Annotated in this window: 14 protein-coding genes; 3 read left to right on the forward strand and 11 right to left on the reverse strand. The window is 49.3% G+C overall.

The features are described 5' to 3' along the window. Nucleotide 1: 1 nt before the first annotated feature. The 10 genes from IM638_19050 to IM638_19095 all read right to left on the reverse strand — a co-directional run bounded on the left by IM638_19050 (nucleotide 2) and on the right by IM638_19095 (nucleotide 11,902). On the reverse strand, nucleotides 2-826 hold the full coding sequence (locus IM638_19050) for a glutamate racemase (protein MCA6365137.1): 825 nt from the start codon (nucleotides 824-826) through the stop codon (nucleotides 2-4). Between the two features lie 117 nt (nucleotides 827-943). Further along, entirely contained in the window at nucleotides 944-1,537 is a 594-nt protein-coding gene (locus tag IM638_19055) for an OmpH family outer membrane protein (protein ID MCA6365138.1), read from the reverse strand. A 58-nt stretch (nucleotides 1,538-1,595) separates the two neighbouring features. After that, on the reverse strand, nucleotides 1,596-2,132 hold the full coding sequence (locus tag IM638_19060) for an OmpH family outer membrane protein (GenBank protein ID MCA6365139.1): 537 nt from the start codon (nucleotides 2,130-2,132) through the stop codon (nucleotides 1,596-1,598). A gap of 118 nt (nucleotides 2,133-2,250) precedes the next feature. Further along, complete coding sequence (bamA, locus tag IM638_19065; GenBank protein MCA6365140.1) at nucleotides 2,251-4,740, reverse strand: outer membrane protein assembly factor BamA; 2,490 nt, start codon at nucleotides 4,738-4,740, stop codon at nucleotides 2,251-2,253. Between the two features lie 33 nt (nucleotides 4,741-4,773). After that, nucleotides 4,774-5,538: an isoprenyl transferase gene (locus IM638_19070; GenBank protein ID MCA6365141.1), complete on the reverse strand. Its 765-nt coding sequence runs from the start codon at nucleotides 5,536-5,538 to the stop codon at nucleotides 4,774-4,776. A gap of 22 nt (nucleotides 5,539-5,560) precedes the next feature. Further along, complete coding sequence (locus tag IM638_19075; GenBank protein MCA6365142.1) at nucleotides 5,561-6,364, reverse strand: outer membrane beta-barrel protein; 804 nt, start codon at nucleotides 6,362-6,364, stop codon at nucleotides 5,561-5,563. Nucleotides 6,365-6,505: 141 nt separating this feature from the next. After that, the gene (locus IM638_19080; protein ID MCA6365143.1) at nucleotides 6,506-7,381 is read right to left on the reverse strand and encodes an NAD kinase; all 876 of its coding nucleotides are present in this window, start codon (nucleotides 7,379-7,381) and stop codon (nucleotides 6,506-6,508) included. A gap of 1,234 nt (nucleotides 7,382-8,615) precedes the next feature. After that, complete coding sequence (locus IM638_19085) at nucleotides 8,616-10,421, reverse strand: gliding motility-associated C-terminal domain-containing protein (protein MCA6365144.1); 1,806 nt, start codon at nucleotides 10,419-10,421, stop codon at nucleotides 8,616-8,618. An 84-nt stretch (nucleotides 10,422-10,505) separates the two neighbouring features. After that, nucleotides 10,506-10,838 carry a gliding motility protein GldC gene (gldC, locus tag IM638_19090; GenBank protein MCA6365145.1) on the reverse strand — a complete coding sequence of 111 codons (333 nt, stop codon included), beginning with the start codon at nucleotides 10,836-10,838 and terminating at the stop codon, nucleotides 10,506-10,508. Between the two features lie 44 nt (nucleotides 10,839-10,882). Further along, a complete protein-coding gene (locus tag IM638_19095) occupies nucleotides 10,883-11,902 on the reverse strand; it encodes a hypothetical protein (protein MCA6365146.1) in 1,020 nt (339 codons plus the stop codon). 54 nt (nucleotides 11,903-11,956) lie between these two features. Between IM638_19095 and IM638_19100 the strand changes: the two genes are divergently transcribed. Beyond that, entirely contained in the window at nucleotides 11,957-12,736 is a 780-nt protein-coding gene (locus IM638_19100; protein MCA6365147.1) for an outer membrane beta-barrel protein, read from the forward strand. A 70-nt stretch (nucleotides 12,737-12,806) separates the two neighbouring features. Here IM638_19100 and IM638_19105 read toward each other — a convergent pair whose 3' ends face one another. Then, complete coding sequence (locus IM638_19105; protein ID MCA6365148.1) at nucleotides 12,807-13,337, reverse strand: hypothetical protein; 531 nt, start codon at nucleotides 13,335-13,337, stop codon at nucleotides 12,807-12,809. A gap of 110 nt (nucleotides 13,338-13,447) precedes the next feature. Here IM638_19105 and IM638_19110 point away from each other — a divergent pair, with 110 nt between their 5' ends. Then, nucleotides 13,448-15,082, forward strand: coding sequence for an NAD+ synthase (locus tag IM638_19110; protein ID MCA6365149.1), 1,635 nt, complete (start codon nucleotides 13,448-13,450; stop codon nucleotides 15,080-15,082). A gap of 158 nt (nucleotides 15,083-15,240) precedes the next feature. Beyond that, nucleotides 15,241-16,299, forward strand: a complete 1,059-nt coding sequence (locus tag IM638_19115; GenBank protein MCA6365150.1) for a VOC family protein — start codon at nucleotides 15,241-15,243, stop codon at nucleotides 16,297-16,299. The last annotated feature ends 210 nt before the right edge of the window (nucleotides 16,300-16,509 follow it).

The following is a 16,509-nucleotide window of genomic DNA, read 5'->3' on the forward strand; positions in this document are numbered from 1 at the left end:
CTTAGCTACTCAATACGGTTCCGGCAGTATTCCAAATCAATTGTTCAATCACAGCTGTTTCGCCGGTAAGTTTATGAAGCGTTTGTGCGAAAATCATTGTGCTGCCGGTGGTGAAATACGTTAATGTGCCAGACATTTGAGTGTCATTCAGCCAATTTGCATTGGCCAATATGCGCTGTGTTTGCCGGGCCACTGCGGGTGCGGGATCAATCACATTCACCTCAGGCCCGCAAATACGCCTCAGCAGGGGCAGCACAAATGGATAATGTGTACAGCCCAGCACCAGTTCATCCATTCCTTTCTCCAACATCGGTTCGAGCCAGCCGCGCAGCATTTTTTCGGTAGCGGGCGTATCCAGGTCACCGGCTTCTATTTGCTGTACCAGCCCCGGACAGGGTTGCTTTATCACATTTACATTTCCCGCAAAGCGCGCTACTACTGAAGCAAACAACTGCCCCTGAAAGGTGGCAGTAGTGGCAATTACACCTACTACTCCACTGCGGGTATGTTCGGCTGCAGGTTTTACAGCCGGCTCCATACCTACAACCGGCAGCTGCGGAAATTTTTCGCGCACATGATTAAGCGCGGCGGCACTTGCCGTGTTGCAGGCAATAACCACCAGCTTACAGCCCTGTTGAATCAGGTAATGTACCACTGCCTCCGTGTAACGCCGTATTTCCTCCAACGATTTTTCGCCGTAAGGCAAATGCGCACTGTCGCCCACATAAATCAAGTCCTCTGCCGGCAGCAACCTGCGAATTTCCCGAAGTACACTTACGCCGCCAATGCCTGAATCGAATACGCCTATGGGTGATTTGGATGACATTGCATACAAAGTAAACGGATTGTATCGACCCGGCAATCGACATCTTATCAAATTCACTCCATAAAAAAACATCCGCCCTTACAGACGGATGTTTTTGAAAATAATTTGCTGTAAATATTACTTACCACCGCCGGCAGGAGCTGTACCACCGGGTGCAGGCGTAGTAGGCGCAGGCAGGGTGATGCCAAGTTCTTTAAGCATATCCATGAAAATATCATCAGCCGGAGATGCATAAATTACAATAGCCGATGATTTGCTGCTGTCGATTACGTATTTGTAACCACGGCGGGCAGCCACAGCTTTCGCGGCATTACGGATTTTCTCGTAAATGGGCTTAAGCAGATCAGCACGCTTGTTCGAGAATTCGGTTTGTGCGCTTACCTGAAAGGTTTGCATGTTTTGCTGAAGATCCACAATTTCTTTTTCCTTGAGACCTTTGATGAGCGGGCTCCAGGTTTTATTGAGTGAATCATACTCGTTCATTTTCAGATCAAGCTGGTTCTGCATCTGAACAAGCTGACCTTCGAGCATTTTATAGTATGCAGCAGCATCTTCGCTGGCTTTCTTGAAGTCGGGCATCACGTTAAGCAGTGAATCGAGATCAAAATGAGCAACTGCTGCGGGTGTAGCTTTAGCTTGAGCGTGCAATGCAACAGGGGCTGCAACAAAAAGAATAAGTGCCGCAATGGCCGCTTTGAGGAGATTTTTCATGTGTGAAATGGAGTGTATTCGAGAATTGAAGATTTACGGATGAATGGTTATTTACAAATTACTTGCCAGAACCTCCGGCCTTTTTCCAGCCGAGAATTTCAAGCACATCGTCACTCTTGTCGTATTTCGGATTGGAATACAACATGGTCATATCACTGGCTTTATCGAACACGATGCCGTAGCCTCCGCGTTCAGCCATTTCCTTAACCGCATTGTACACCTGATCCTGAATCGGTTTTACGAGTTCCTGACGTTTTTTGAAGAGCTCACCGTCAACTCCGAACTTCTGCTTCTGAAACTCTTTTGCTTCTTTTTCTTTCTGAATAATCTCGGCTTCACGTTTTTTGCGAAGCTCCTCAGTTAATAACAACTGTTCTTGCTGAAAGTTTTTATAAAGTTTATCAATTTCAGCATATTTTGCCTCCACTTCTTTCTGCCACTGCATGGAAAGCTGGTTGAGCTGGTCCTGCGCCTGCTGGTAAGAAGGGCTTTGAGCAAGGATATATTCAGTATCTACATAACAGAATTTTTGGGCCGAAGCCATGCCGCTAAGTCCCAGAATTGCGATAAAAAGGAGAATTATGCGTTGTTTCATGGTAAATTGATGGTTTTATTTAAACCTTGTGAGGCGAAAGTACAAATTTCATTGCACTGAATCAGTGCTTCTGCTCACGTGCTGATTTTGTTATTAACGGATCTTGTTGTTTACAAACCTACAACTCTCCCAGATTCATGCCAATTGTGAAGTGAATCTGCGAACGCTGCATGGTGGGGCGACTTTCCACATTATCGAAACGATAGCCCCAATCGAGACCAAGCAGGCCAAACATGGGCAGGAACACCCGCACACCTACACCACCTGAACGGTACACATCGAACGGATTGAAGCTGCGGAAATTCGACCAGGTATTACCAGCCTCCACAAATGCCAGTCCGAAAACCGTGGCACTGGGATTGAGTGTTACCGGATAACGGAGTTCCCAAGTGTATTTAGCAATGATAGGGCCACCGGTTTGCGGTGAAAGCGACTGATCGTCGTAACCGCGCAGGGCAATGATTTCGCGGCCGTCGAGTGCAAAACCGGTAAGACCGCTGCCGCCAAGATAAAAACGTTCAAACGAAGCGCGGCCCACATCGCTGCGGTACATGCCCAGATAACCAAAGCCAATGCGTGTATTCAACACCAAATTACCGGCAAGGCGGGTGAACCAGGATGAAGTGAATTTCCACTTGTAATACTCCACCCATTTGTTGCGCTGCTGCACCGAGGCCGTGCTGTAATCAATTTTATTAAACAACGAATACGGCGGGGTAAACTGACCGATGATCTTAATATCGGCGCCACTGCGCGGATAAATAGCCTGGTCGGTTGAATTGCGGCTTAAGGTAATGCGATAATTCAGGTTGTTGGCATAACCGTCGCTGAATGCAAACACACGGCCAAAATCCTGAAGCTGATAGTACTGATAGTTGAGTTCCTGATACAACGTAAAGAAATCATCAGGACGACGTAAACGCATACCGAAACCAACTGTAGCACCCGAAATCTTTACAAAGTTGCGGGCAGGATCCGTTGCTCTCAAACCGTTTGACTGAACCGAATGAAACACGGTTACCGATAGTGAATTGGGTTTCTTGCCACCCAGCCAGGGCTCCGTGAACGAAGCATTGTACGACTGGAAGAAAAGACCGTTTGACTGCGCGCGGATGCTCAGCTTTTGTCCGTCGCCCGAGGGAAGCGGACGCCAGGCCGACTTGTTAAGAATGTTGCGCGCCGAAAAATTATTGAAAGAAAGCCCCAGCGTACCTACAATACGGCCGGCTCCGAAACCACCCGAAAGTTCCACCTGATCAGACGGACGTTCTTCTACAATGTACTCAATATCCACTGTTCCTGTGGTGGGATCGGGCTTGGGATTGATCTGTATTTTCTCGGGATCAAAATAACCAAGCGAGGCCAGTTCACGCTGCGAACGGATTACATCCGAGCGACGGAACAACTGGCCGGGCCGCGTACGAATTTCGCGCATAATTACATGGTCATTTGTTTTCGTATTTCCCATCACCACTACATTCCTGATCGTAGCCTGACGACCTTCATATACGCGCATTTCAAAGTCAATCGAGTCGCCTTCTACATTTACCTCCACCGGATTGATGTTGAAAAACAAATAACCATCATCCATATACAACGAACTGATGTCGTTGCCCTGCTGGCTCATGTAAAGCCGCGACTCAAGCAGCTCCTGGTTATATACATCTCCACGATTAATACCAAGCTGCCGCGACAGTTTTTCCGACGAATACTTGGTATTGCCTACCCATGTAATGTGGCGGAAATAATATTTGTGGCCTTCATCAATGCGCATATTAATTACCACACGGCTGTCGCTCACACGCTGCACGGTATCGGTTACGATCTTCGCATCGCGATATCCTTTTTTGCGGTATTTGGCCAGAATTTTCTCCTGATCTTTTTCGTAATTGTCTTCGAGGTATTTGGCTGATTTAAACCACTGATACCAGCGTTTTTGCTTGGTATCTTTCATCATAAAACGGATGCGCCACGTGGGATAAAGTGTATTTCCCGAAATATTCAGGTCTTTGATTTTTACTTTTTCGCCTTTGGTAATCAGGAAATCAAGGTTCACAAAGCTGGGTGATGAGCTGTCCTTAGTGACAATTACTTCTGTACGGCAGTTCAGATAACCATCGGCGCGGTAATGTTCATTTACAGTTTCCTTTATCGCGCGCAAACGATAATCGGTAAGTACCATACCACGAGAAATATTGAGCTTTTCACGCAGGTCATCGGCCTGATTTTTATTAATCCGGCTCGGTGAATTTTTAAATGAGAATTTGTTGATCCGCGGTTTTTCCACCACCACGATATCAATCCAGATATAATCGCCTTCTGTTTTATTTACTAACAGCTGAACATCATCAAAAAGCCCCTCACGCCAGAGATTGTCAATGGCTTCAGCCGTTTTATCACCCGGCACCATTATTTTATCCTGAATAGGCAGGCCTGAAAGCAGCACCACCACATTCGGATCTACCATCTGGGTGCCAATCACATTCACTTTTACCAGCGTGTATTCTCGCGGAGTGGAGTAATTGATAAGTTGTGAATTACCAGACGGTGTTTGGGCATGGAGTGTGAATAACAGCACCAGACAGAGCGTCGTTAATATAGATTTCATAGTCATTACAATGGAATAGTCGGAAAAAACAGTTTAAGGTTGTGTGGAATCGGCAGATTTCAGGAGTTGATCGCTGGTTTTTCCGAATCGACGTTCGCGCGACTGATAGTCGAGAATGGCTTTATAAAATTCTTCCCGGTCAAAATCGGGCCAGAGTGTTTCGGTGAAATAGAATTCGGCATAGGCAATTTGCCAGAGCAAAAAGTTACTTACACGTAGTTCGCCACTGGTACGGATAAGGAGTTCGGGGTCAGGGAAACGCGAAGTAGTGAGCTGGCGGCCAAACACATCCGCATTTATTTCTTCTGGCTTAAGTTGTCCTTTTGCGGTAAGTAAGGCAAGCCGGCGGGCGGCCTCTACAATTTCCCAGCGCGAACTGTAGCTAAGCGCCAGCACCAGTGTCATACGCTTGTTACCCGATGTTTTCTGTATGGCTTCGGCAAGTTCGCGACGACAGCCGGGAGGCAGACTTTCGGTATCGCCGATGGTTTCCAGACGGATATCGTTCTTCATGAGCGTTTCCGTTTCGGCATGTATGGTATGCACCAGCAGCTCCATCAAGGCTTCTACCTCTTCTACCGGACGGTTCCAGTTTTCGGTAGAGAATGCGTAGAGTGTAAGTACCTCAATACCCAGTTCTGCGGCCGCTTCCGACACTTCGCGCACAGAATTTACGCCGCTCTGGTGACCGAAAACACGCATCTGCCCCTGCTGTTTGGCCCAGCGGCCATTGCCGTCCATAATTACAGCTACATGCCTCGGCAGACGGGTGCTATCTATTTCAGTTTTTAAACTCATTCTTTTGTATAATCCATATTCCTCATATTCCCACGCCCGAACACTGCACCGGCTTATCCACCAGTCTGAACGTCAGGGTGAGCCCTACGAATGAATACCAGTCTTTATTTCTCGGATTGCCTCGCTGGCTGCCGATATTGTCTCCGGCGGTGCCCCGGTCGGCAAGTGTAACAGCCAATGGGCCGCTGTTTGCAAGCAGCAATGCCGGATCAGCATACACGGTGCTTACATCGTCAATATAATCGGTAAACGTTTTGCGCAGTCCCCAGTCGGCCACAAGGCCAATGCGTTTGGCGAGGTTGAATTTAACACCGGCACCAAACGGAATTGAGAGCTGGGTAAGCATGTATCCTTTGCTTTGGCCTTCGGTACGAAGCGGCTGCAGCGCAATCCATTCATTCCCCAACGCGGCTTTGGGATTGAAATTAAATACGCCCACACCCACAAACATAAACGGGGTAAACTGGTATTTGTCGTTACCTATGGCGTATTCAATAAAATTAAACTCAGCCCTTGCCGAAAGCTCAAACATACGCGAACGGAAGCTCAGGTTGCGGCGCTGCTGCTCCAGTTGGCCGGAGCGCGAATCAATGCCTTGCACACTGCCAAAAAGCAAACTGCCGGCTACCGCAAACCGGTAGTTGAAATTATGACGGTAAACCAGCCCGGCTGCAGGCCGGGTAAGGCTGTTCAGATGACCGGCCGGATTCAGTTCTCCGGTGTAATACGAGCCGCCAAGAAACAGGCCAATTTCATTGCTGCTCTGTGCGGCCGAGGGTAAGGCTGCGCAAAGCAGAAAGAAACAAAACAGGGTCTTTTTAATCATGAGTTCTTATTTAACACACATTAGGGCAAACGGGCCTGCCCCTATTTTTCGTGTGCATGTGTTTTTGTTCAGCGGCGCAAAGATAACGTATTTAAGCGAGAATTCCGCACCGGAGGAAATGTTCAAGACACTGAATAACAATCAATTACGCCTATCCTGCCCCCAGTGAAGTTTCTCACGTATGGTTTGAAAGAAATGTTGTTCATGAAAACGTATCAGACTGATTTTGAAATCCTCACGCCGGATAATCAGTTCTGTCTCCGGGCCAAATGAACGCTCACGGGCGTCAAGTGTGGCCAGAAACTGCGGACTACGCCCCTCTACTTTCAGGCGAATCACGGAATCATCGGGGATGATTAGCGGACACACATTCAGGTTGTGTGGCGATAGCGGTGTAATTACAAAGCTTTTTGCATCTGGAATCATTAGCGGCCCGCCACAGCTTAACGAATAAGCGGTTGAACCGGTGGGCGTGGAAATGATCAGTCCGTCGGCCCAGTAGGCATTTAAAAACTCACCGTTTACCCATGTGTTTATAGTAAGCATTGCCGATGACTCCTTGCGCTGAACGGTAAACTCATTCAAGGCATAGTTCACATCGCCAAAAAGCTCCGAAGGCCTGTCCAAACGAAGCAACGCCCGCTTATCCAGTGCAAATTCCCGCTTCAGCAAACGTATGGCATAACCGGAAGCCTCCTCCGGCGACACAGCCGCCAGAAAACCAAGCCTGCCGGTATTGATTCCCAATACCGGTATGCCCGAATTTTGAATAAACGCTATGGTCTCCAATAAAGTACCATCGCCACCCAAACTGAGCAGCACATCGGCACGACCGCGTATTTCATTGTAATCGGAAATAACTTCCACGCGCCCCCGGAGCGAGACAAATTGTGAGAAATAGGCCAGATAGTCGTGCTCCGCAATAATTACGGCTTCTGCGCTAAGCTGGTCAAAAAACGACTGCAAGGCCTTTGGCAGTGGCTTTTCGGTGATACGTCCGTATAGTGCAATCTTCATCGCATCAGTTTTTTGCCAGTCTTTCGCGTTTAATTAATAGTCGCTAGCCCTGCAAAACAGTTGCCAAGATAGCTAAGGTTTGCCGCATTTCAGATCAGGTGTTAATAATACGCCGCTCAAACACCATATATCAACAAACCCGCCAATTCTGCCAGAGCAAAATCAGCGGGTTTGAAGCTTTTTTGTGCCTGCCGGCTATCGCCTTCCCCTCCAGTACTTCTCTGCACAGTAACAGCCCCCCTGCAAAATGCCAAATAGCAAAATACAGGCCCCGGCAGGCAAACACTTAAATCACCAAACAAACCACCCCATGCAGCCCCAACGCCCCTCACACAACCACACTACGCTACTTTCTTCCGCCTCTTTTACCACATGAACCGAACAAGCTGTTGTTACTGACAGTCTGGCTTACGGGCCATATCCGTGAGTGTAAACAGACAATCGGAACAAACACAATCACTCGCAGTCTTGACCTCCGACCTCAATTCCCCCCTGATAAACATGCACATCAAAAACACCCCCCACTTTCTCCCCCTCACTTAGTAAGGCATCTCTAACAGGTAGTGTATCATCAAACTTTGTCAAACAACCGGCATGCTTCAGAAAAGAACAATTACCGTTTTCAACAAACAGACTGAAAGACACCCAACAACATACTTAACACAACGCATTCAGCAAAGGGCTTACGGGCCCAGTTACCTCCTGCTCAACTTTAGAATTATATACAGCAAAACTTACGGGCCTTGCTGTACAAATTCTGTCCAACTGCCAATCGAAAAGCTTACGGGCTTAACAATTAACAGCTACTCCTACGGAAAATACAGGCAATAACATACCAGTCGGGCTTACGGGCCTTACCTGATTGCTGAAAAATGCCTCTAACGGATTGTCTTCTTTCTCAGGCTTACGGGCCTTGCAAAAAAAGTAAACTTAACACGGGGTTAGTGGAAGAATTCCTTTTCAAAGAATAGGCTAAACTACTTTTTCATTAACAATAACTATCCCTTATTAACAATACAAATATACATCATCCCATCGCCCTTGTCAAGTTCCCACCTCATTTTTTTGCGCTGATTGTCAGTTACTTGGAATTATTTTCGCTGCTCTGAATTTCTCTATATACAGGCCTTTCAGGCAGTCTGTAAACCGTTGCCGGCGCGACTTTGCAGACTTTGATCTGCGAAACCGCGCCGGACAAGCGTTTGGAGTTGGCAATAACTATTTCAGACGGTATTTACTGCTTTTGAGTACCGATCAATGTAAGATAGCCTGTGGTGCTGTAATCTTGTGTGGGCGAAATAGCCTTTAATACAAAATAGTAAGTCCCGTCGCTGCAAGGCAAGCCGGAAGTAGTGCGGCCGTCCCAACGAATTTCCGGAGCAGTGGCCGAAAATACCATTACGCCCCAGCGGTTATAGATTTCAATGGAATATTCAAGCAGCCCGCTGCTGCTGATGTAAAACTCATCATTGGTTCCATCAGCATTGGGGGTGAAAACGTTTGGTATAAAAATACCTTCTTCCACCTGAATGATGCGCGTTATGGTATCGGTACAGCCCGAAGAATTGGTAACCAGTAGTGTAATGGTATATGTGCCGGCTGTAGTGTAATTATGCTGCGGATTCTGCAGGTTGGATGTAGTGCCATCGCCAAAATCCCAGCTCCAGGTGGTGGCTCCGCCCGAAGCATCGGTAAATATCCAGTTGTTCCCCCAAGGCCCGCTGCTCGAATCGGCAAAATTGGCGTTAGGCGCTGGTGATACTGAAGGGGCACAACTATCGGGCAGCGAGTTACAGCCCGAAGCTGTTAATTCGGTCACACTCACATACCCCGTGCCGGTTGCCCAGTTTACATAAAGCGTATCACTGCCCTGTCCACCAGCTATCACTCCGTTGCCCGGCACTGTCCACTGGTAGTTGCCGCTTCCGTTTTGTACAATGAATAAATTGCCTTGTGAATTTTCGCAAATGGTGGGGCATACAATGGCCGGTGCTGCCGGACGAAGTTCACTCAGCACATAAGGTTCTCCGGCATTTGCAAAGGCCCAGCCAGCACGGGTTAGGGTGCTGAATACGCCTGAAACGCCCGGTGCGGTAGTTTGCATGTCATTCCACTGTACATTGGACGTGCGCCAGTGTGCCAGTGCATTCCAGCTGCCATCTGTGGCCGGAATGTAAAACAGGCGCACATCAGCAGCCGTAGTGCCTGATGTACGTTGTATCGCATGATAAAATGTATCGTTTGCAGTGCAAATCATGCCATCGTTCTGTGTGCGCAAAAAACCATCGTTGTCAGGGTTGTAATTATGAAAACGTACCGTGTACACATCTGTGCTGGCGGCATTGGGTACAAGTTCAACTGGCCGGTAACGGGTAACCCCGTTGCTCGAACCCGTAGGAAAAAGATAGGTGCCCGTGCTGTTTGCCGCACGCGAAAATGTGCCGGGGGCCGTGCTGCTTACAAAACCTTCCGAACCGGGTGTTGTAGTATTCGTAACCGAGCCGGTGGCGGGATCTAACACAAAAAACGTGTTTGTTTGCGTAAAAAGCTCACGGTCGTTTATATTCAGCACGCCACCCACACCTACACGGGCATTAACAGCCTGAAGAGTTTTCCGACGATTGTTTCCTGTTCCCGTTCCCGAAAGAGAAAGGGTATTAAACGTGGTAACAGTGCCGTTTCCGCTGGTAATAAACTGCTCAAGGTTGCCATTGAGCAAAACCGTGCTGCTGCCTGCCGTAAACGTGGCATCATTTACCCAGTCCTGCTCCACACGGTAAGTACCGTTGCCCTGCACGGCAGCCGCATTCAATATCGAAAAAGTACCGGGAAGTGTAAAGGTGGAATTCCGGGTAATGGTAATGTCACCTTCGTTGGTAAAGCTGGTTGAATTATCAACAGTTACTCCGCCATTGGAAATCACCACCGAACCCGGTGCCATATAAATTGTTGCACCGGTTGAATAAACAAGCTGTGCTTCCAGCAGCAGCGGACACAATGCAGGGGCAGTAAACAGTATTACTTTGTGCAGGGGATTCATAAGGGATATACTGGTTAATAACCAAATAACGAAAAATCCTGCTGACAAAAAAAAACCGGAAAACAGCCCGGTTTCAGATGCTTGCTACTGAGTGGGTGCCGAAAGCTGCATTTTCTCAGCAAAATAGGCGCAGAAATCGCGCATATCGCCCACCATTTTTTCCTCGCCGGTGGCCCGCTGAAACGTGTCGGTCATTGTGACAAGCGTTTGGTGGAAAAACTTTTTCATATCGTCCACCAGCATGTCTTTTGTCCATAAATCAATACGCATGGTATTTTGTTCGTCCTCATCCCACATAGCCAGCATAATGGCTTTACAGCGTCCTTCGCCACCGTTGTCGCTGGCATTCCAGCTTATTTTGTCGGGTATATTGTTCTCGTCAAGAACAATCGAATAGTTGATATCAGCTTTGCGCATGATGCAAAGGTAAGCAGTTCAACCGCAAAAACGGCCCGCACGGCCTACAGTTTGGGCTTATACTTCGATTTATTAAGGATGACCTGCGCATCATTGATCGCCATTAGCTGTTCCAAAGTGGTTTGCGGATTGCGCTCCATATACGCCTGCACAATGCGCCAGCCTGTCCACCGCCCCACCGCCCCCGGCGATTCGCGCGGGAAACCGGCTGTAAACGGGGCTTCGGCAGTCATGTGGTTCAGATCGTCTTCTGTTTCCGAATAAATGAGTTTTTCCTCAATCATCGCCGCCCAGATCGAACCTTCGCTCGCCTCACACCAATCGAGCTGACGCTGACTGTAACCCGTAAGCACCGAATCAGGCGTATCGCGCAGCAGGGCCCGGCTTACATAAAGTAACTTCCCTTCATAAATGATGCGGTTCAGCACATCATTCTTTTCCGAATTGTACGGAAACTCCGTAAGCAGCCAGCCTCGCACAAACCCGGCCGGAATGTATTCTGGATTGTAGCGCACACGCTTAAACATCGGTTGCTGAATAGCATCATACCACTTGCTTTTTGTGCCCAGAAAATAATCCAGACTGATTCCGTACACGCCTTCCGTATGCACAAAACTGTAATTAAAATTGGTGGTCATTGCACATACTTTGCGGGGCAGTGGCCGCTTCGGAAAATGGTAGCGGAAGTAACGGAAAGCCTGCGTAAGCTCTTTTTCCGTGGCCGATAAATCAGTGAAACGGCTCAGGCATTCTTTCCGCAACTCGCGCAGGTCCTTGTCGCTCAGCACACGCCGCAACTCGGCATCACACATCAGCGAATCGGGGTAGCTGCCGCAAATTACATGCTGAAAAAACGCATCCGAAAAACCACCATACTCCTTACGCAACCGCGCACGCAATGCAGCCACATCATTCGTATCGGCAAGCGCCAGTACCGAGTCAAAACGGGTGATCTGCAGCTCCGGCACATCTATCTTGGACACATCCACATCAAGCGGGTCCGACGAACAGGAAACCATTGTTAACAATAAAAGAAAACTCAGCAAGGCAAAAAGACGCTTCATTGGCTCTGTTGAAAAAGTTGTATAATTGTATTGGATAACACCAACCTCAAAAGTATGAAAAAGGTATTGATGCTTCTTTTAGCCACTGCATTCTCAGGCACCGTGGCGTTTGCCCAGGATGGCGAAAACGATCTAAAAAACTTCCGTTTCGGGCTCAAAGCCATTCCAATGATTACCTGGTATAAGCCCGATGATGCTGCAAAATTTGAAAGCGGCGGCGCTATGCTCAAATTCGGCTATGGTCTTTCTACCGAATTCCGCCTCAATAAAGTAGCCGTTATTGCTACCGGCCTTCAGGTTGATTATGACGGCGGCCGTATCAATTTAAAAGACACCGCTTACTATTTCCTCTCGCGCGATAACGAACTGATTGAACCCGGCGATACCGCAAACTTCACCGGCGAAAGCACGTTCCGTCTCAACAAGCGTACATACAACACCACCTACGTGACCATTCCGCTTACGCTCAAACTCAAAACCAACGAAATCGGTTACATGACCTACTACGGCCAGTTTGGTGTAAACGCATCTGTACGCGCACGTAGCCGGGCAAACGACGAAGTGACCCCTGTTCCTACTGATGCGCATGAAAAACTGCTCAACAGCAGCGATATGCAGTTCATGAAACTGGCGCTAAACGTAGGCCTCGGTGCCGAATACAACATTCAGGGTTCAACATCACTGGTGTTTGGTGTCAACTACATCAACGGTTTCACCAACGTAGCCAGAAAAGAATCGCGCTACCTGTTCCGCACAGCGTCAAACAACAACAACGCACTCAAGCAGGACTTCCGCGCAAACGCCGTTCAGATTACAGTAGGCGTGTTGTTCTAAACACACACCAATCCATAAAAAACGGCTGTACCCCAAAAGGTGCAGCCGTTTCTTATATCAGCCTGCTTTGTTACAAAATACGTACATACGATTTCACGAGCGAAGGTACACGGCTTTTCTCCCACACCCCATCGCCGCTGGTACTGTCGCGCTGGCCTTTGTTGTTGGTGTTGCCTTCAATGGTTTGTATCGCATCCGTAATTTTTTTCTGATCGGCAGCCACCATGCCAATGTGCGAGAAATCAAAAATCACAAAATCACCGCGCCGCGCCAAGTCTTTTTCGGTAAGTACTTTCAGCTTCTTTCCCTTAGCCCACTTCTCCCAGCCAAAAGCCGATGCATCCAGACAACGCCAGCGTTCAACCGATGCCGTGTCCGAGAGTTTCAGTGCCGTACGCACATCCGTATCATTCAGCCATTCGCGCAGCACCCACGCAGTAAACGCCGCGCACCACGGCCACGGACCCGGCGCCAGCCAGGTTGACTGCTGATACACTTCTATGCGCTGCCCGCGGTTGTTGCCGCCGCTTTCGCGCGTGCCTACTTCTTTTTTGGCTATTGCCACCAATTTATCAAGTAACTGATCCTGTGTAACCGGCATATGGGTAGTGGTTTTATTATTTCTGAAAGTTAGCCATTCTCGCGGCTTAATTCAAAGCCGGCAACTTTCATCTGCATAAATAAACACGCATAACTTCTACCTTTACGGTTATGAAAATTGCTCTCGCCCAACTCAATTACCACATCGGTAACTTTGATGCAAACACGACGCAAATCTGCCAGCACATCCGCAAAGCCAAATCCCAAGGCGCCGATCTGGTGGTGTTTGCCGAACTCAGTGTGTGTGGCTATCCCCCGCGCGATTTTCTCGAATTCCCCGACTTTATCCGCCGCTGCAACGAAGCACTCGAAACTATCGCCGCCGAATGCACCGGCATTGCCGCTATTGTAGGCGCACCCGCCATAAACGAACGCGTTGAAGGCAAAAACCTGTTCAATGCCGCGTGGTTTCTGGCCGATCAAAAAGTGCAAAGCTTCCACGCAAAAGCCCTGCTTCCTACCTACGATGTGTTCGACGAATACCGCTATTTCGAACCGGCTTTCTCATTCAACTGCATCGACTACAAAGGCCAGCGTATTGCCCTCACCGTGTGCGAAGACTTGTGGGATGTGGAAGACGATCTCATGTACACACGCTGGCCCATGGAAGAACTCATCGGCATGCAGCCTACGGTGATGATTAACATTGCCGCCTCGCCGTTTAACTACAACCATGCCGCCAACCGCCGCAAGGTTCTCGCACGCAATGTGCAGAAATACGGCATCCCGCTCGTGTATGTGCAGCAGGTAGGCGCACAAACCGAAATTGTGTTCGACGGCGGCTCGCTTGTGCTCAACCGCAACGCTCAGGTGGTACACGAACTCGCCTACTTCCGCGAAGATTTCCAAATCGTTGATCTTGCTCAAGTGGACACACTTCCTCCTGTGCCCGACAATGGCAGCACCGCCATTTCACGCATTCACGATGCACTTGTGCTTGGCATTGGCGACTATTTCCGCAAAATGGGTTTCAAACGCGCCATTCTCGGCCTCTCCGGCGGCATCGACTCAGCCATGGTGCTCGTACTTGCCGCCCGCGCACTCGGCCCCGAAAATGTGCTGCCCGTGCTCCTGCCGTCTGAATATTCTACCACACATTCGGTTGACGATTCAGTGAAACTTTGCGAAATTCTCGGCATTACATACGATACCATTCCCATTCGCAAAGGCTACGAAGCCGTGCTCGAAATGCTGCAGCCGCAGTTTACCGGCACATCCTTCAACGTGGCCGAAGAAAATATCCAGGCCCGCATCCGCGCCATCACCCTCATGGGCATTGCAAACAAACACGGCTACATCCTGCTCAACACCACCAACAAAAGCGAAGCCGCCGTGGGCTACGGCACACTCTACGGCGATATGTGCGGCGGCATTGCCGTGCTGGGCGATGTGTATAAAACCAAAGTCTATGAACTCGCCCGCTGGATAAACCGTGAGCAGGAAATCATCCCCGAAAACATTATCCGCAAAGCCCCTTCCGCCGAACTCCGCCCCGGACAAAAAGACAGCGATTCATTGCCCGAATACGATGTGCTCGATCAGGTACTTTATCAATACATCGAACTCCGCCAGGGCCCGCGTGAACTGGTGGCTATGGGCTTCGACGAGGTACTCGTAAACCGTGTACTCAAACTCGTAAACAGCAACGAGTGGAAACGCGCACAGTTTGCGCCAATCCTCCGTGTTACGCCAAAAGCCTTCGGCAGCGGACGGCGCATGCCCATTGTGGGAAAATATCTGGGATAAGAATAATCAGGAACGAACCTGCGAAGCAATAAAAAACCATCCGCTCCGGCCCTTCTATTGCAAGGCAAAGCGTGCGGTCCGGGTTAACAGTTCATTCCGCTTTCCTTCCACAATTACATATCCAAACCATCGCCACAGATTTTTACCTTTGCCACACTATGCAAGCACCCATCATTTCCGGCATACAGCAAATCGGCATCGGCATTCCCGATGTGCATGCAGCTTTCAAATGGTACCGCGAAAACTTCGGCATGGATATTCCCGTGTTTGAAGAAGCGGCCGAAGCCAATCTCATGCTGCCCTACACCGGCGGCAAACCGCATCAGCGGCACGCCATTCTCGCCATCAACATGAAAGGCGGCGGCGGTTTCGAAATCTGGCAATACACAAGCCGCACACCCGTGCCCGTGAGCTTCGAATTGCAGCTTGCCGACATCGGCCATTTCGTGACCCGCATGAAATCGGCCGATGTGAAAGGCTCGCACGCTTTCCTAAAAAGCAAAGGTGCCGATGTGCTCAGCGATGTACTCACCTCGCCCGACGGGCAGCCGCACTTTTTCGTGCGCGACCCCTGGGGCAATATCTTTCAGGTTGTGCCCGGCACCGACTGGTTTGGCTCAGGCAGGCAACTTACCGGCGGCCCCGCAGGCGCCCTGCTCGGCGTGAGCAACATGGAAAAATCCATGCAGTTCTATGCCGGCATTCTCGGCTACGATACCGTGGTTTACGATAAAACCGGCAGCTTCGACGATCTAAAAAACCTGCCGGGCGGCAGCACCGAAGTGCGCCGCGTTTTGCTTCGTCATTCAAAGCCCCGCGCCGGTGCGTTTTCGCGCCTGCTCGGCTCCAGCATGATTGAGCTCGTAGAAGCAAAAAACCGCACACCCCGCAAAATTTTTGAAGGCCGCTGGTGGGGCGACCGTGGCTTCATTCACCTCTGCTTCGACATTGTGGGCATGGATAAACTCAAGGCGCTCTGCGAAAGCAAAGGACATCCGTTTACCGTTGACAGCGCCAACAGTTTCGACATGGGCGAAGCAGCAGGCCATTTCAGCTACATCGAAGATCCAGACGGCACACTCATTGAGTTTGTAGAAACTCACAAAGTCCCCGTCCTCAAAAAACTCGGCTGGTACATCAACCTCCGCAAACGCCCCGCCAACAAACCCCTCCCCGACTGGATGCTCAAAACAATGGCCATGAACCGCGTGAAATGATGCGAGAGTTTCGATGTCGAAGACATCAAAACTCGATGCAGAGGAGTGAATCAAGTTTGTAACTTGATTCACTTATTTGCTTTAGCGCAGCACAGTGAGCGCAGCGAACAACCAATCACAGTGAGCGCAGCGAACAACCAATCACAGTGAGCGCAGCGAACAACCAATCACAGTGAGCGCAGCGAACAACCAAGCACAGTGAGCGCAGCG

The organism is Bacteroidota bacterium, from assembly GCA_020402865.1.
Classification (GTDB): domain Bacteria; phylum Bacteroidota; class Bacteroidia; order Palsa-965; family Palsa-965.

What these genes read in the sequence shown, in the direction of transcription:
- IM638_19050 (MCA6365137.1), bottom strand. Translation starts at nt 826, where the DNA reads ATGTCATCCAAATCACCCATAGGCGTATTCGATTCAGGCATTGGCGGC.
- IM638_19055 (MCA6365138.1), bottom strand. Translation starts at nt 1,537, where the DNA reads ATGAAAAATCTCCTCAAAGCGGCCATTGCGGCACTTATTCTTTTTGTT.
- IM638_19060 (MCA6365139.1), bottom strand. Translation starts at nt 2,132, where the DNA reads ATGAAACAACGCATAATTCTCCTTTTTATCGCAATTCTGGGACTTAGC.
- bamA (MCA6365140.1), bottom strand. Translation starts at nt 4,740, where the DNA reads ATGAAATCTATATTAACGACGCTCTGTCTGGTGCTGTTATTCACACTC.
- IM638_19070 (MCA6365141.1), bottom strand. Translation starts at nt 5,538, where the DNA reads ATGAGTTTAAAAACTGAAATAGATAGCACCCGTCTGCCGAGGCATGTA.
- IM638_19075 (MCA6365142.1), bottom strand. Translation starts at nt 6,364, where the DNA reads ATGATTAAAAAGACCCTGTTTTGTTTCTTTCTGCTTTGCGCAGCCTTA.
- IM638_19080 (MCA6365143.1), bottom strand. Translation starts at nt 7,381, where the DNA reads ATGAAGATTGCACTATACGGACGTATCACCGAAAAGCCACTGCCAAAG.
- IM638_19085 (MCA6365144.1), bottom strand. Translation starts at nt 10,421, where the DNA reads ATGAATCCCCTGCACAAAGTAATACTGTTTACTGCCCCTGCATTGTGT.
- gldC (MCA6365145.1), bottom strand. Translation starts at nt 10,838, where the DNA reads ATGCGCAAAGCTGATATCAACTATTCGATTGTTCTTGACGAGAACAAT.
- IM638_19095 (MCA6365146.1), bottom strand. Translation starts at nt 11,902, where the DNA reads ATGAAGCGTCTTTTTGCCTTGCTGAGTTTTCTTTTATTGTTAACAATG.
- IM638_19100 (MCA6365147.1), top strand. Translation starts at nt 11,957, where the DNA reads ATGAAAAAGGTATTGATGCTTCTTTTAGCCACTGCATTCTCAGGCACC.
- IM638_19105 (MCA6365148.1), bottom strand. Translation starts at nt 13,337, where the DNA reads ATGCCGGTTACACAGGATCAGTTACTTGATAAATTGGTGGCAATAGCC.
- IM638_19110 (MCA6365149.1), top strand. Translation starts at nt 13,448, where the DNA reads ATGAAAATTGCTCTCGCCCAACTCAATTACCACATCGGTAACTTTGAT.
- IM638_19115 (MCA6365150.1), top strand. Translation starts at nt 15,241, where the DNA reads ATGCAAGCACCCATCATTTCCGGCATACAGCAAATCGGCATCGGCATT.